Origin of the sequence: Methylobacterium sp. B4, from assembly GCF_003201865.1 — a bacterium.
Lineage (GTDB): Bacteria > Pseudomonadota > Alphaproteobacteria > Rhizobiales > Beijerinckiaceae > Methylobacterium.
The window spans coordinates 43,985-59,388 of sequence record NZ_QJJJ01000010.1 but is presented as its reverse complement, the minus strand read 5'-3'; the positions used below and the strand labels follow the sequence as shown (position 1 = coordinate 59,388).

10 protein-coding genes and 1 pseudogene are annotated in these 15,404 nt (G+C 68.5%); 8 read left to right on the top strand and 3 right to left on the bottom strand.

The features are described from left to right. Window positions 1–161 precede the first annotated feature (161 nt). Window positions 162–934: pseudogene (locus BY998_RS25175) on the bottom strand (methyl-accepting chemotaxis protein). Window positions 935–1,342: 408 nt separating this feature from the next. Between BY998_RS25175 and uvrA the strand changes: the two are divergent. The 3 genes from uvrA to BY998_RS14140 all read left to right on the top strand — a co-directional run bounded on the left by uvrA (window position 1,343) and on the right by BY998_RS14140 (window position 7,304). Next, window positions 1,343–4,465 (top strand): excinuclease ABC subunit UvrA, encoded by a 3,123-nt coding sequence (uvrA, locus tag BY998_RS14150; protein ID WP_110352255.1) that lies wholly within the window; start codon window positions 1,343–1,345, stop codon window positions 4,463–4,465. 564 nt (window positions 4,466–5,029) lie between these two features. Beyond that, window positions 5,030–5,971 (top strand): transporter, encoded by a 942-nt coding sequence (locus tag BY998_RS14145; protein ID WP_110352254.1) that lies wholly within the window; start codon window positions 5,030–5,032, stop codon window positions 5,969–5,971. A 358-nt stretch (window positions 5,972–6,329) separates the two neighbouring features. Further along, window positions 6,330–7,304 (top strand): S1C family serine protease, encoded by a 975-nt coding sequence (locus tag BY998_RS14140; protein WP_110352253.1) that lies wholly within the window; start codon window positions 6,330–6,332, stop codon window positions 7,302–7,304. A 78-nt stretch (window positions 7,305–7,382) separates the two neighbouring features. Here BY998_RS14140 and BY998_RS14135 read toward each other — a convergent pair whose 3' ends face one another. Beyond that, window positions 7,383–8,531, bottom strand: a complete 1,149-nt coding sequence (locus tag BY998_RS14135) for an FAD-dependent monooxygenase (RefSeq protein ID WP_110352252.1) — start codon at window positions 8,529–8,531, stop codon at window positions 7,383–7,385. Window positions 8,532–8,747: 216 nt separating this feature from the next. Between BY998_RS14135 and trmFO the strand changes: the two genes are divergently transcribed. After that, window positions 8,748–10,172 (top strand): methylenetetrahydrofolate--tRNA-(uracil(54)-C(5))-methyltransferase (FADH(2)-oxidizing) TrmFO, encoded by a 1,425-nt coding sequence (trmFO, locus tag BY998_RS14130; protein ID WP_110352251.1) that lies wholly within the window; start codon window positions 8,748–8,750, stop codon window positions 10,170–10,172. Window positions 10,173–10,432: 260 nt separating this feature from the next. Here trmFO and BY998_RS14125 read toward each other — a convergent pair whose 3' ends face one another. Further along, window positions 10,433–10,624: a hypothetical protein gene (locus BY998_RS14125; RefSeq protein WP_110352250.1), complete on the bottom strand. Its 192-nt coding sequence runs from the start codon at window positions 10,622–10,624 to the stop codon at window positions 10,433–10,435. A gap of 585 nt (window positions 10,625–11,209) precedes the next feature. On the opposite strand from BY998_RS14125, the gene BY998_RS14120 reads away from it, so the two are divergent. From BY998_RS14120 to BY998_RS14105, 4 genes are read left to right on the top strand one after another with little or no spacing between them, the layout of a single operon-like run. Beyond that, the gene (locus BY998_RS14120; protein WP_110352249.1) at window positions 11,210–11,440 is read left to right on the top strand and encodes a transcriptional coactivator p15/PC4 family protein; all 231 of its coding nucleotides are present in this window, start codon (window positions 11,210–11,212) and stop codon (window positions 11,438–11,440) included. Beyond that, window positions 11,437–12,849: a DnaB-like helicase C-terminal domain-containing protein gene (locus BY998_RS14115; protein WP_110352248.1), complete on the top strand. Its 1,413-nt coding sequence runs from the start codon at window positions 11,437–11,439 to the stop codon at window positions 12,847–12,849. Before BY998_RS14120 ends, BY998_RS14115 begins: the two co-directional genes overlap by 4 nt. Beyond that, complete coding sequence (locus BY998_RS14110; protein WP_110352247.1) at window positions 12,846–13,793, top strand: DUF1376 domain-containing protein; 948 nt, start codon at window positions 12,846–12,848, stop codon at window positions 13,791–13,793. Before BY998_RS14115 ends, BY998_RS14110 begins: the two co-directional genes overlap by 4 nt. Continuing rightward, window positions 13,793–14,923 (top strand): winged helix-turn-helix domain-containing protein, encoded by a 1,131-nt coding sequence (locus BY998_RS14105; RefSeq protein WP_110352246.1) that lies wholly within the window; start codon window positions 13,793–13,795, stop codon window positions 14,921–14,923. Before BY998_RS14110 ends, BY998_RS14105 begins: the two co-directional genes overlap by 1 nt. The last annotated feature ends 481 nt before the right edge of the window (window positions 14,924–15,404 follow it).

Below are 15,404 nucleotides of genomic sequence, written 5' to 3'. Positions count from 1 at the left end.
ACGGAACGATCCGGGAAAGTTGCGGCCGGACCATGGAAGTCGAATGTAAAGTAAAGATTTCGCCGGAGAGACGTTGCTCAAATTTGGTGCAGATGAGCTACGATTTCATCATGTCGGCGGTGATCCGAGCCAATTGCGCGGATCGAATAGATTCTGTGTCGTCACAACAGGCTATTCGTGCTCCCTTCGATCCGCTGCTCGATCACGCCGCGCCAGCCCAGGCCCCCATAGGTTTCGTCGCCGGGGGTGTCGTGGAAGGCCACGAGGCGGTCCCTATCCCGGTAGTGACCCTGGGACCGGCCGTCGGTGCGGAGCTGGTAGGTCTCGCTCAGCACCCCCTCGTCCCGGGAGCAGGCGATCACGCGGTTGCGGGCATCGAGCAGCATCACGCGGGTGCGCTCCCGCTCGCCCGCGCCCAGCCGGACGCCCTGGACGATGGCGCGGGCCTGCGGCTGCCAGTCGAAATGGATGGCGAGGATGCCCAGCGGCTTTCCCTCGGCGCGACCGCCCTCCCGCACGCTTGCGCAATAGGTGGCGACCTGTGCGCCGCGCAGGCGCGCCTCGGTCCGCATGTCAACCGCCGTCTAGGCGTCGCCGCTCGGCAGGGCGAGTGCGTGCCGGAACCAGGTCTCGGCCTCGACCTGCGCGCCGACCGCGCGACGGCCGCCGTGAGGTTGTCGACGCCGGTGCCGAGGCCCGATCCCACGGCTGCGGCCAGCGTCTCGACTTCGGTCGAGACGGTCCGGACTTCCTGCGCGACGACCGAGAATCCCGCTCCCTTCTCGCCGGCATGGGCCGCCTCGATGAGCGCGTTCAGGGCCAGCAGCGTCATGCGGTTGGCGACCGACGGGATGGCGCCGAGGTCGGACGAGGCCTTGGACTTCAGGGCCTGCGCCGACGTACCGACGACGCCGGTAAGGAGCAAGTCATTCATGCAAGCGCCGAGCGCACTATATGGCAGGCGCACTTTAATCTAATCGGAATGTGACGAAACCTCGCGATCTTCATCTTAATCTGAGTCTAAGGTATCGATCGCGTTGCTTGATTTTTGTTTCGGTGGATGGCGTGTTTTTGCGGCCGATCGGATCGGAATGTGTGCAGCCGAACCCGCCCTTCGGCGGCTCTCGGACGGGAGGCGATCCAGCCCATTCGAGCAAGGCGTCGCGGTCGCGACGGGCCGGCATTGCCGTCGTACCCGTTCCGTTCTAGTGGTTTCGCGCCGCCCGGAACCCATCTCCGTCCCCGGATACTGTTCCCGCGCGGCACACCCGTTGCCCGCCCGAGCAGAAAGCGAGGGCGCCGCAACCGGGCCGCCCGGATCGTCGCAGAGAATTTGTCGTCCATGGCCAAAGCCAAAGCCCGCAAGCCTGAGACCGCGGCCAAGTCCAAGGGAAAGGCCGAGGAACGGACCGACGCACAGCTCTCGGCCCTGTTCGACGCGGCCGGCGGCGCGGGCGCGCGCGACACCCGCGTCATCTCCGTGCGTGGGGCCCGCGAGCACAATCTCAAGAATGTCGACCTGACCATTCCCCGCGATCGGCTCGTGGTGTTCACGGGCCTGTCGGGGTCGGGCAAGTCGTCGCTGGCCTTCGACACGATCTACGCGGAAGGGCAGCGCCGCTACGTCGAGTCGCTTTCCGCCTATGCCCGCCAGTTCCTGGAGATGATGAGCAAGCCCGACGTCGATCAGATCGACGGGCTCTCGCCGGCCATCTCCATCGAGCAGAAGACCACCTCGAAGAACCCGCGCTCCACCGTCGGCACGGTCACCGAGATCTACGATTACATGCGCCTGCTCTGGGCGCGGGTCGGCATACCCTACTCGCCCGCCACCGGCGAGCCGATCGAGAGCCAGACGGTCAGCCAGATGGTCGATCGGGTGCTGGCGCTGCCGGAGAAGACGCGCCTCTATCTGCTCGCGCCCGTGGTGCGCGGCCGCAAGGGCGAGTACCGCAAGGAAATCGCCGAGTTCCAGAAGAAAGGCTTCCAGCGGCTTCGCATCGACGGCGAGTACTACCCGATCGACGACGTGCCGAAGCTCGACAAGAAGCTCAAGCACGACATCGACGTGGTGGTGGACCGCATCGTCGTGCGCGCCGACATCGCCAGCCGGCTGGCCGATTCCTTCGAGACCGCGCTCGAACTGGCCGACGGCATCGCCGACATCGAGTTCGCCGACACGCCGGAAGGGGAAACGCCGAAGAAGATCACCTTCTCCTCGCGCTTCGCCTGCCCTGTTTCCGGCTTCACGATTCCCGAGATCGAGCCGCGGCTGTTCTCGTTCAACAACCCGTTCGGCGCCTGCCCGACCTGCGGCGGCATCGGCCACGAGATGCGGATCGATCCCGAACTGGTGATCTCCGATTCCGCGCTGACCCTGAAGCGCGGGGCGGTGGGCCCCTGGGCGAAATCGACCTCGCCCTATTACGACCAGACGCTCGACGCGCTGGCCAAGCATTTCGGCTTCAAGACAACGGTCGCGTGGTCGGCCCTGCCCGCACAGGCCCGCGAGGTGATCCTCTACGGCACGGGCAAGGAGGCGGTGCGCTTCGACTACAATGACGGCCTGCGCGCCTACGCGGTCAACAAGCCGTTCGAGGGCGTGATCCCGAACCTGGAGCGGCGCTACAAGGAGACCGAGAGCGACGCGAGCCGGGAAGAAATCGGCCGCTTCATGAGCGCCACGCCCTGCGCCGCCTGCGACGGCAAGCGGCTCAAGCCGGAGGCGCTCGCGGTCAAGATCGACCGGCAGGACATCGGCCAGGTCACCGCCCTCTCCGTCCGCGAGGCCCATCGCTGGTTCTCGGAGATCTCGGAGAAGCTCACCGACAAGCAGAACGAGATCGCGGTCCGCATCCTCAAGGAGATCCGCGACCGCCTGACCTTCCTCGTCGATGTCGGCCTCGAATACCTGACGCTCGCCCGCGGCTCGGGCTCGCTCTCGGGCGGCGAGAGCCAGCGCATCCGGCTCGCCTCGCAGATCGGCTCGGGGCTCACCGGCGTGCTCTACGTGCTCGACGAGCCCTCGATCGGCCTGCACCAGCGCGACAACGAGCGCCTGCTCGGCACGCTCAAGCGCCTGCGGGATCTGGGCAACTCGGTCATCGTGGTCGAGCACGACGAGGACGCGATCCTCCAGGCCGACTACGTGGTCGATGTCGGGCCGGGTGCGGGCATCCACGGTGGCGAGATCGTCGCGCAGGGCACGCCGGAGGAACTCCTCAGGGATCCGGCCTCGCTCACCGCGAAATATCTGACCGGCGAACTTTCGGTGCACACACCCAAGGCCCGGCGCGATCCCGGCCGAGGTATGCTCACCGTGGTCGGCGCGCGGGGCAACAATCTGAAAGATGTGACCGCGCAGATTCCGCTCGGCACCTTCACCTGCATTGCCGGCGTCTCCGGCGGCGGCAAGTCGACGCTCGTGATCGACACGCTCTACAAGGCGGCGGCCAAGCGGCTGAACGGCGCCCTGGAGCACCCGGCCCCGTTCGAGCGGATCGAGGGGCTGGAGCATCTCGACAAGGTCATCGACATCGACCAGTCGCCGATCGGCCGCACCCCGCGCTCGAATCCGGCGACCTATACCGGCGCCTTCACTCCGATCCGCGACTGGTTCGCCGGCCTGCCCGAGGCCAAGGCCCGCGGCTACCAAGCCGGGCGCTTCTCGTTCAACGTGAAGGGCGGGCGCTGCGAGGCCTGCTCGGGCGACGGCGTCATCAAGATCGAGATGCACTTCCTGCCCGACGTCTACGTCACCTGCGACGTGTGCAAGGGCAAGCGCTACGACCGCGAGACGCTGGAGGTGCGCTACCGCAACAAGTCCATCGCCGACGTGCTCGACATGACCGTCGAAGAGGCGGCCGACCTGTTCAAGGCCGTCCCTTCCATCCGCGAGAAGATGGAGACGCTGGCCCGGGTCGGCCTGCACTACGTCCGCGTCGGCCAGCAGGCGACCACGCTCTCGGGCGGCGAGGCGCAGCGGGTGAAGCTCTCCAAGGAGCTGTCGAAGCGCGCCACGGGGCGCACGCTCTACATCCTCGACGAGCCCACCACCGGCCTGCACTTCCACGACGTCGCCAAGCTCATGGAGGTGCTCCACGAACTGGTCGATCAGGGCAACACCGTGGTGGTGATCGAGCACAACCTCGAGGTCATCAAGACCGCCGACTGGGTGATCGACATGGGCCCGGAGGGCGGCGACGGCGGCGGCCGGGTGGTGGCCCAGGGCACGCCCGAGGAGATCGCGGAGAGCGCGGCGAGCCATACCGGGCGCTTCCTGCGCGAAGTGCTCGCCCGGCGCCCCGCCGCGGGAGCGGCGAAGGGGCCCGCCAAGGCGGCCGCGAAGGCATCCTCGAAGGTGGCTCCGAAGGTACCTTCCAAGTCGGCGGCCGGATCGAAGGCGGACGCCGCGCCGGGCCGCCGGGGTTCGGCCACCGGCCGGGGGCGGCAGGCGGCCGAGTAGTCCGCGCTCCGGGCGCGGGCCGGTACAACCTGATCGCGAGAGCGCCGTTCCCGGTTCGACCCCGGGACGCGGCGGGCCGTTGTGCCGATTCGGCGCGCGCCGCCTCCCCGGTCACCCCGTCCCGGGCTGAGGCGGGGCCGGGACGGCGCGATCCGGGGGCCGGGCGCCCTTCGCGGTTGCGCAACTGCCCTGCCCCGCCTGCCGAAGCATCCTGGTCGCTCGCGACGTGCAATGGCTTGATTGTAATGTACTATTTCACCGACATCCGTGCCTCGGAGCCGGAGGAGACCTGCGTAAAGCATGGTAAGGAAGCATTAACGGTTTGGTTGCTCCGCAGCAAAAATGCGGCTTTTGCGCAACGGTAGGGTTGGAACTGCCGAGATTGAAGGCAATCCCCTGTCATTCGCGGTCGGTCTGTAGAATAGTTCCCGACGTCGAGACTTGAGGTGCGGCCGTAAGGGGGCACCGGCACCGGCCCGGCCATCCCGCTCTGGGGAGCAAGGGAGGCAGGGGGTGTGGGGGCTACGGGGCGGACGCCTGAAATCCTTGGGAAGGAACGAGAAAATGATGAAGAACTGGCTCGCCGCGGGCGCGATCGCGCTCACGGCCGGAATGACGACGACCGTCGCCCAGGCCCAGACGACCACGGTTCCCGGTGAGCAGGTCGGTCTCGCCACCGGCGCGCCGCTCCCCGAAGGCATCTATGCCATCAACACCTTCACCTACCGCAGCCCGGACGGGCCGAACGCGACCTCGGTCGATACCGCCGTCAACGTTCCGGTGCTCGTGTGGGCCACCCCGTACGTTCCGCTCGGCGGCCGCCTCGAGCTGCTCGTCGCTCCGCCGACCGTGTTCACCTTCAGCCGCGCTGCTGGCGGCCGTGACACCTCGATCAACGTCGGCACCTTCGTCGGCGGCATCTGGGCGTTCGACCTCGGTGGCAACATCGGCGTCAGCCTGCTCGGCGGTTCCTACCTCAACGAGCTCAATGCCGGTCGCGGCGGCGGTCTGAACATCCTGGCCTCCAACACCTACCGCGTCGGCGGTGCCGTCAGCTACACCGGCGACGGCTACAACCTGACCGCCAACCTGACCTACAACTTCTACGACTCGCCGAGCCGCTTCTCCGGCCGCAACGGCATCCCCGGCTTCTTCGGCCCGGTGCAGATCTCGGACGCGTTCAACCTCGACCTGACCGCGACCAAGAAGTTCGGCAAGTTCGAGATCGGCGCCATCGGCTACGGCACGGTCAACCTCGACCCGAACCTGCTCGCCTTCGTGAACGACCCGACCAGCCGCATCGGTCGCGGTGGCCGGTTCGCCCTCGGCGGCCTCATCGGCTACGACTTCGGACCCTTCTCGGTCCAGGCCTACGTCGCCCGCGACGTCGTGACCTCGGTCGGTGTTCGCGAGAGCACCGACGGTTGGTTCCGCATCATCGCCCCGCTCTACACCCCGACGGCTGCCGTGGCTCCGGCCCCGGCCCCGCTGGTTCGCAAGTACTGATTTCGCAAGTACTGATCGGGACAATCCGAACGGATCGGGGCGCCTCGCGGCGGCCCGGTCCGCGACGAAACGAAGCCGTCCGGCCGCAAGGCCGGGCGGCTTTCGCCTTTTGGGACTGCTGCCTTCCCGGACTCTCGCCTCCCAGCATTCCTGACTCCCTGCACTCCTGCCTTTTCGCGCCGATGCCGTGCACGGAGTGCGGCTGCGACGCCTCGCGCCGGGTGTCGGCGGGAACGGTGCCGCCTATGTGAGTCGGGATGACGCCGGAACGGGTTCGGCGGCCGGGGGGCGTAGCCCGCGGCGTATCCGTTCGCGGACCGTCTCGGGGGCGGCGGAGCGGATCGGAAGGGCTCGAAACATGTCCGCGCAAGGCGAATTCAGAATCCCGGCAGCCCTGCAGCCCAAGGCCGGCGACTACGCCTACGACCTGGAGCGCGCGCTGACCTCGGTCGTCTCGCTCTCCACCCGGGTTCCGGCGGAGGCCTTCACCGCCGAGACCCTGGGCACCGAGCGGGCCGGCAACGGCGTGGTGATCCGCGAGGACGGGCTCGTGCTCACCATCGGCTACCTCGTTCTCGAAGCCGAGAGCGTCTGGCTCACCACGCATGACGGGCGCTCCGTGCCGGCCTACGTCGTCGGCTACGACGGCGAGACCGGCTTCGGCCTCGTCCAGGCGCTCGGCCGCCTCGACCTGCCGGCCATGGGCCTCGGCCATTCGGACGTGCTCGAAATCGGCGAGCGCGCCGTGATCGCGGGGGCGGGGGGGCGCTCGCACAGCCTCGCGGTCGACCTCGTCGCCCGGCAGGAATTCGCGGGCTACTGGGAATACGTGCTCGACGAGGCCCTATTCATCGCGCCCTCCCATCCCCACTGGGGCGGCACCGCCCTGATCGGCCCCGACGGCACGCTGATCGGCATCGGCTCGCTGCAACTCCAGCAGGGCGGTTCGGGGGCCGGCCGGGCGATCAACATGGTCGTGCCCATCGAACTCCTGCCGCCGATCCTGGCCGATCTCGAAACCCGCGGCCGGGCCGACCGCCCGCCCCGCCCCTGGCTCGGCCTCTACGCCACGGAGACCGAGGACGGCGTCGTCGTGATGGGCGTCGCCGACAAGGGCCCGGCGGAGAGCGCCGACCTGCGCCCGGGCGATCTGCTGACGGAGGTGGCGGGCGAGCCCGTCGCCGACCTCGCCGGCTTCTTCCGCCAGATCTGGGCGCTGGGGGAGGCGGGCGTGCGCGTGCCGCTCACGATCAACCGTGACGGCCGCCTGTTGCGGCTCGCGCTGACCTCGGTCGACCGCGACCGGTTCCTGATGGGGCCGAAGCTGCATTGATCGGGCGCCCCGGACCGGAGGCACTTCCCCCCTGCCCGCCCGCGGGCGATGCGGCCCGCGCGAGCGGGGCGCAGAGCGTCACGCCCCGTCCGGCGGCGTGACGACCGGCTCGCGCAGCGGCCCGTAGGTCGCGCGGTAGCTGCGCGGCCCGACCACGGGCAGGACGAGGCGTCTGGCCCAATCCGGCAGCCGGGCGGTGCGCGACAGCCGGTCCGTCATGGCCTGCACATGCGCGACGCGCGGCCGGCGCCGCGCCTCGTAATCCGGCCCGATCCCGCGCCAATCCGACCGTCCGGCCAGCAACTCCGCCAGGACCAGGGCATCCTCCAGCGCCAGCGCCGCCCCCTGCGCCCAGACCGGCGCGGTGGCGTGGGCCGCATCGCCCGCGAGCAGGGCACGGCCCCGGCTCCAATGCGGGAGGCGCACTTCCTCCAGCGGCGCGTGATGGATCGTCTCCGGCCGGGCCAGCGCCGCGTCGAGCGCCTCGCGGACGGGGCGGGGAAAGCCAGCGAACACGCCGCGCAGGAGCGCCGGATCGGGCCGGCTCGTGGCGGCACCCTCGACCGAGATCCAGGCATAGGCCTCGCCCCGGTCGATGGGGATGAGCAGGAACAGCCCGCCCTGCCCGGCCCAGAGCGTCCAGGCCTCGATCCCGGGGTTCGGCGTCATGAAGCGCCAGCTCGCCGGGGCCAGCATCGCCGCACCGAGGGCTTGGTCCCCGAACAGGGCGTGCCGGACCCTCGAATGCACCCCGTCCGCGCCGACGAGCAGGCCGCCGGACTCGCGCGTGCCGTCCGCGAGTTCGACCGCCACGCTTCCCTCGTCCTGCCGCAGCCCGGCGACGGCGCAGTCCCGCCGGAGATCGTCCGGCGGCAGGCCGCCCGCGAGGAGCTGCAGGAGGTCGGCGCGGCGCAGGCAGTGCGGCCGCGCCTCGGCGCCCCAGAACGCCTCCTCGTCGACCGCGAAGAGCAGGCCGCCCCGCGCCGTGCGGTACTCGCGCCGCCGAACCGGGGAACCGACCCTGCGCAGGGCGTCTGCCAGTCCGAGCTGGCCGAGCGCCCGCACGGCGTTGCCCGGCAGGTTGATGGCGAGCCCTCCATCCGCGGGCGCCCCGCGCCGCTCCAGGGTGAGCGAGGGAATGCCCTGACGCTGCAGGGCGCGCCGCACGGCGAGGCCGGCAATCCCGCCGCCGGCGATGAGGACCCGCCCGGTCTGTCGCTGCTCCATCGGCTCCGTCACCGTTCTTGGACCAAGGTCACCGTTCCTCGAACGTCTTCGAGCGGGATCGCGCGCCGCTCCTGGGCAGGCTCCGAATCGGCGCGTCTCCGCCCGCCGGCACAGATCACGGGCATAGGTCATGGGCGGCGTTCGGCGAAGGGCTGCGCGCAAAGGCCGGGTCCCGCCCGCATTGATCGCCGGCCCGCGCGGTTCTATCCCGTGGCGATGACGAACCCGATCCACATCGTCGGCGGTGGCCTCGCCGGATCCGAAGCAGCCTGGCAGATCGCGCAGGGCGGCCGGCCCGTCGTGCTGCACGAGATGCGGCCCACCCGCGGCACGGACGCCCACCAGGGCGACGGGCTGGCCGAACTCGTCTGCTCGAACTCCTTCCGCTCGGACGACGCCAACGGCAACGCCGTCGGCCTGCTGCACCAGGAGATGCGCAGCCTGAACTCGCTGATCCTGCGCGCGGCCGACGCGAACCAAGTGCCCGCGGGCGGGGCGCTCGCCGTCGATCGCGAGGGATTCTCGCGGGCCGTCACCGCGGCGCTCGAAGACCATCCCAACGTGACCCTGGTTCGCGAGGAGGTCGCGGGGCTTCCGCCCGAGGCGTGGGGCTCGACCATCCTCGCCACCGGCCCCCTCACCTCCCCGGCGCTGGCCGAGGCGGTCGGCGCCCTGACGGGCAAGGAGTCGCTGGCCTTCTTCGACGCCATCGCCCCGATCGTCCACCGCGACTCGATCGACATGGGCAAGGCGTGGTTCCAATCCCGCTACGACAAGGCGGGGCCCGGCGGCACGGGGGCGGATTACCTCAACTGCCCGATGGACCGGGAGCAGTACGAGGCCTTCGTCGCCGCGCTGATCGCGGGCGAGAAGACCGTGTTCAAGGAATGGGAGGCCTCGACCCCGTATTTCGACGGCTGCCTGCCCATCGAGGTGATGGCCGAGCGCGGCTCCGAGACCCTGCGCCACGGGCCGATGAAGCCGGTGGGCCTCACCAACCCGCACAACCCGACCGTGAAGGCCTACGCCATCGTCCAGCTGCGCCAGGACAACGCGCTCGGCACGCTGTTCAACATGGTGGGCTTCCAGACCAAGCTGCGCCACGCCGAGCAGACCCGCATCTTCCGCACGATTCCGGGGCTGGAGAACGCCGAATTCGCCCGACTCGGGGGTCTGCACCGCAACACCTATCTCGACAGCCCGCGGCTGCTCGACGCCACCCTGCGGCTGAAGGCGCGGCCGTCCCTGCGCTTCGCCGGCCAGATCACGGGCTGCGAGGGCTATGTCGAGAGCGCCGCGGTCGGCTTGATGGCCGGCCGCTACGCGCTGGCCGAAGCGGCCGGGCAGGCGCTCGCTCCCCTGCCCCCGACCACGGCACTCGGCGCCCTGATCGGCCACATCACCGGCGGCCATCTCGAGGCCGGCGCGGAGGCGGACGCGAATGCGCCCCGCTCGTTCCAGCCGATGAACGTGAATTTCGGGCTGTTCCCACCGCTGGAGCGGATGCCGCGCAACGAGACGGGACGGCGCCTGCGCGGCCCCGAGAAGGCGGCGCTCAAGAAGCGGGCGCTGACCGACCGGGCCCGGACCGACCTCGCCGCCTGGATCGCGGGCGAGGGATTCTCGCAGGCGGCCGAGTAGAGGCTCCACGCCTTCGCCGCGGCGCCGGCATCGCCCGCGTTCGAGAGCACCTCCTGCCGTTGCGATCGAAACGGAGGGCTGCTTGTCGGCGAGGGCTGCCGCGGGGATACGCATCCGCAGCAGGGTTGATCGAGACGGGCACGCCTCGCGGCGATCTGCCCGTCCGACGGCCTCCCTTGCCTTACCTGGAGCTATCAGCCGGGATACCGTCGGCCGGCCGGGCAACGGGCCCTGGGAAGCATGGAGACGGCCTCAGGGTGTCAGCTCGAGAAGGAACCGAATCCTTCGAAGGTATTGGTCGGCGACGCGGTCACCTTCACGCATTCGTCGCCGGTATCTTGTTCGTCGGCAACAGGTTGATCGGGCGTGCGGTCGAGATCTTTCGGGTAGTTCTGGTCAGAGACAAAGGCGAGCGGCGAGGCGGTGCGATCGGGCTGCTTGTCTATGGTCATCCAAACTCCTCGGGGAATCGGTCGCTGATACGGCCGAGCTTGGGATAAGCCGTCTCAGGACGATTTGCAAAGCGCGCGCCCCGTTCCCGGTCTGCACCGGGCGCAAGCGCCTGTCAGGATTAAACGTGCCAAAGCCGAGACCGGCTGTGCCGCCGGCTCACCCGGGCTGCAGGCCTGAGACGCTGATGATTAAGATTTGTCTTCAGACAAAAAGACGAATGGCGCGCCCGAAAGGATTCGAACCTCTGACCCCCAGATTCGTAGATTGGGGCAGATCGTTGAAAACAAAGAACCTTTCTGCAAACCGGCCAAGAATGCGGCCTATATGGATCAAGGGGTTAGCACCCCGGTTGCAAACCAAAAATCCGGTCGATCGAGGCCCGGAAATAGAAACGCCGCTGCGGGGGTTGGAGCCCGCAACGGCGCTGAGATCGATGGTCGTCTCGAAACAACCAGCGTCAATAATACGGCGAAGCGGTCTCCGCTCGCAAGCCACCTCGTCGCCCTGATCGACCGCGAGGGGCGGGTCACTGGCGTCTTCGCTGGCCGGGCCGCAGCCCGCAGCTTCCTGCAGGGAGGCTGGGCATGACCGATCTCCGCATCGTCGCCATCGTGCGAAAGAACAACTTGGAGGAGGTGCGCGTCTCCGTGTCGACTGGCGGCCGGTATCCCCTGGTCGACATGCGGGTGTTCTCGACCACCGGCGCCAAGCGCGGCGAACCGGCCGCGACCCGGGCCGGCATCTGCGTGCCTCGCGATCAGCTTCCGGCCCTGATCGAAGCCCTGCAGGCCGCGGAGCGGGAGGCGTCGCGATGACCGCCCTCCCCTGCGCCGACGACGTCGTGCAGCCGCACGCGATCGACTCCGAGCAGGCGCTGCTCGGCGCCATCATCATCAACAACAACGCCCTCGACCTTTCCCGCCAGCACGTCCAGGCCGAGGACTTCATCGAGGACGTGCACCGGCACATCTTCGAGGTGATGTGCGCCCGCCGCGATGCCGGCGAGCCGATCGACCACAAGCTGATGGTGGCGGTACTCGGCGACGCCGATCTCGGCGGCGTCACGGTCGGCGGCTACCTCGGGCGGCTGGTGGCGGAAGCGACCACCGTCATCAACGCCCCTGGCTACGCTCGTGCGATCGCCCAGGCCGCACGAATGCGCCGCGTGCTAGCCACTGCACAGGAAGCCGTCGCCGCGATGACGGACGGCTCGGTGCGCGATCCGGCTGCCCACGCCGCCTACATGATCGAGGCATTGGACGAAGTCGCGAGTGCCGGCCTCGCTGAACACGCGCGTCGCATCACGCTCGGTCAGGGCATGTCGGGCGTTCTGGCGCGGATTGACGAAGCGCGCGCCGGCCGGGTGCAACCGGGCGCCCCGTTCGGCGTGCCCGCGCTCGACCGGAAGACGCTCGGTATGCGCCCGGGGCAGTTCATCGTGCTCGCGGGCAGGCCGGGCATGGGGAAGACGACCGCGGCGCTCCACTTCGCGTTGACCACCGCGCGCCGGTCCGGCCCCATCGCGTTCTTCAGCTTGGAGATGGATGGAAGCGAGCTGTCTGAGCGCATGCTGTCGGCGCTCGTCTACGACCCGCACGCTCGGGAGCCGATCACCTACCGCGCCATTGCCGAGGCCAAGGGCCTGTCCGATGGAGCGCTGCGGCGCCTGCATGAGGCGCAGCGCGACGGCGCCGACATCCCGCTCTGGATTGAACAGCAGGCTGGGCTGACCCTCGCGCAGATCGCCGCCAGGGCGCGGCAGATGCGGCTGAAGGCGGAACGCCAAGGCCTACCGCTCGCGGCTGTCGTCGTGGACCACATCGGCCTCGTGCGTCCGTCCAAGCGCTACAGCGGCAACCGCGTGCAGGAGATGACCGAGATCTCCTCGGGGCTGAAGGGCCTCGCCAAGGAACTCGGTGTGCCTGTCCTCGGCCTCTGCCAGCTCAACCGTGAGGTCGAGAAGCGCGAGGACAAGCGGCCTCAACTTGCCGATCTGCGTGATTCCGGCTCCATCGAGCAGGATGCCGACGTCGTGCTCGGGCTGTACCGCGAGAGCTATTACCTCGAGCGCAAGACCGACCTGACCGACGACGAGATCAACCGTCTCGCGCGGGCGCAGAACATCCTCGAGATCGAGATCCTGAAGCAGCGCGGCGGGCCCACAGCCCGCATCGAGTGCTTCTGCGACGTCGCCTGCAACGTGCTTGCCGAGGCCTACCTGTGAGCCCGCTGCCGACGCTGCCGCTCCTCGTCGACGCCTTCATCGCCGACACCGCGCACATGACCGTCGAGGAGGTGGGTGCGCACATCCGCCTTCTGGTGTTCGCGTGGCGCTCTCCCGGGTGCTGCCTGCCCGACGACGATGCCCGGCTGGCCCGGATGCTCGGCCTGACGGCCAAGCGTTGGGCCGCGCTCAAGCCCAACGTGATGGCGTTGTGGCAACGCAATTCAGAGGGCAATTTCACCCACGATCGGCTCACTCACGAGCATCAATTCGTAACGAGTAAAATCGAGAAGAAGCGTGCCGCCGGGAAGCTCGGCGGTCGGCCTAAGTTGTTGGAATTGCAGGAACAGGACAAAGCATCAGGTTCTGCAAATGGAAAGCAGAACGAAAGCGAACGCAAACCACCTACACCTACACCTACAGAATCCCCTTTATCCCCTTCCGGGGGGGACCCCGACGGCTTCGCCGAATTCCAATCGGCCTACCCGGCAAGGAATGTTCGCTTCCGGGCTGCGGAGGCTCGGAAGCGTTGGCTGGAAGCCCGGAAGCGAGGCGCGGAGCCCGCAGAGATCATCGCCGGAGCGAAAGCCTACGCCGCCGAGCAGCAGCGCATCGGCAAGGTCGGTACCGAGTTCGTGCAATCGGCCGACGTCTGGCTGAACAAGCAGCGCTGGCGCGACTACATCGGGTCGGCGCCGCCGGCTGGGCAACCCGGGCCGTCGGGTGGCCAGTCGCCGGACCATCGCGCCTTCCTCGACAGCCTGACCGACGACGATTGGCGGGACCACGTGCAGCGCTGGCGGCAAACGGGCGGGCAGTGGCTGCTCGCCCAGCGCACCGCGCCGCCCGACCACCCGCGGACGATGGTACCGCAGCACATCCTCAACGAGTTCGGTCTTGGCGTCGTTCGGGACCTGCCTGTCCTGATGGCGGGGACACGCTGATGTCCAATCTGGACACTTTCGCGAAGGTCCGTGCCCTCCACGACAGCACGACCAATCCGGGCGAGAAGGCCGCCGCTGCCGGCCGGATGAAGGCGCTTGCCCGCAAAGCCGGCATGACGGTCAAGCAGGCGATGTCCAAGTTGGACGCACCGAGGCCCAAGACCCAAGCGGAGGCTGCGGCTGAGGCGTTCAACGACATCTTCAACTCGCCGGAGGCGCTGGCGAGGCGGGCTGAGCGAGAGCTAGAGCGCGCCAAGCGCCGCGCGGCCGCGCTGTCTCGGCACGGCAGCGAGAGCAACGTTTTCGCCGACACCGAGCGCGAGGCGGCCCTGCGAAAGGCATGCGAACCGCTGCTGATGTGGGACATGCGCCCGGACTGGAAGGGCTGCTACGACTTGGGCGGCTGGGGCTCGCACGGAAATGGGGAGTCCATGCCCTCAGCCGTGCGCGAGGCCGTTACGCAAGGCTGGCCAATTCCCGAGACGGTCGCTGCGGCATGGGCCGAGTATCAGGCCACCGAAGAGATCGAAGACGATCGATCCGCCTTCGAGGACAGCTACGCTTCGCATGATTGGGTGCGTGCCCGCGGCTACGTCCTAGAAGACATGCTGGACACCATGCCGGCCCGCTCGCTCAACGACCTGCGTGCCCGCATGTCGTGGTTCGAATTCCTGAGCCGCAAGGAGGTCCAGTGGACGCACAAGAATGACCTGATCCGCTTCGCTACCCTCCGCGCCGATATCGAGCGCATGGGCGCACGGCTGCGAGAGCAGGATGCGGCGGGCGTCCAGACTGGACAGGGTGGGGTGCAGGAACGCCACCCCATGTTAGATCCCAAAGGGGGTCACGAAACGCTACCCCCTTTGAGCACTCCCGATTTGGCGACCTCAAACCCCGTCCAATCTGGACAGGCCCAAGCATACCCACATTCCAGGTATCCCTCGCGCCGCACCAACGCGGACAAGCGCCGGGACGTCATAGCGCTGCTGAATGTCGAGGATCCCGGCATTGGCGCGCTCACCGACCGCGAGATCGCCCGCCGCGTCGGCGTCTCCCCCACCACCGTCGGCACTATCCGCCGGGCCCGGTCGTCCGCCCCACGACAGGGAGGCGCTGATTCCCAGCCCTGAAAAGTCAGGCCTACGGCCGCAGAGCCCCGAGTTCTCGGGCCTGCGCCCGTCTTGAGCATTACAGTTCCAGTTGGAGTGCGTACCCATGCAGCCCCATGCCGGCCACAGCGCCCGTGCTGACAATTGCTCTTCATGCCTCGCAGAGGCTGCTTACGGTCGCTGCCTGATCCCATTCGATCGTCGCGAAGGCATTTCGGTCGAGATTGCTGCGGAGATTGCAGGCAAGTCAGTGCGGACTCTCCGCCTTTGGTGCGAGCAGCATCAGATCGGACGTCGAGTTGGCGGGGGGCCGTGGGTCGTCAGCCGCCCAGCGCTCGAGATGCTTCTGAACGACGATCAACGCGCGCTCTCAGCCTACTTGGCCGGCGATCGAGAGAGCCCGGTTGTCACCGGCTACTTCGAACGGGTCGGCCTACAGCACCTGCCCGCCAAGTGGAGCCGGCACATCGCGGCAATAGCGGCAACCGCGACGTATCCCTAA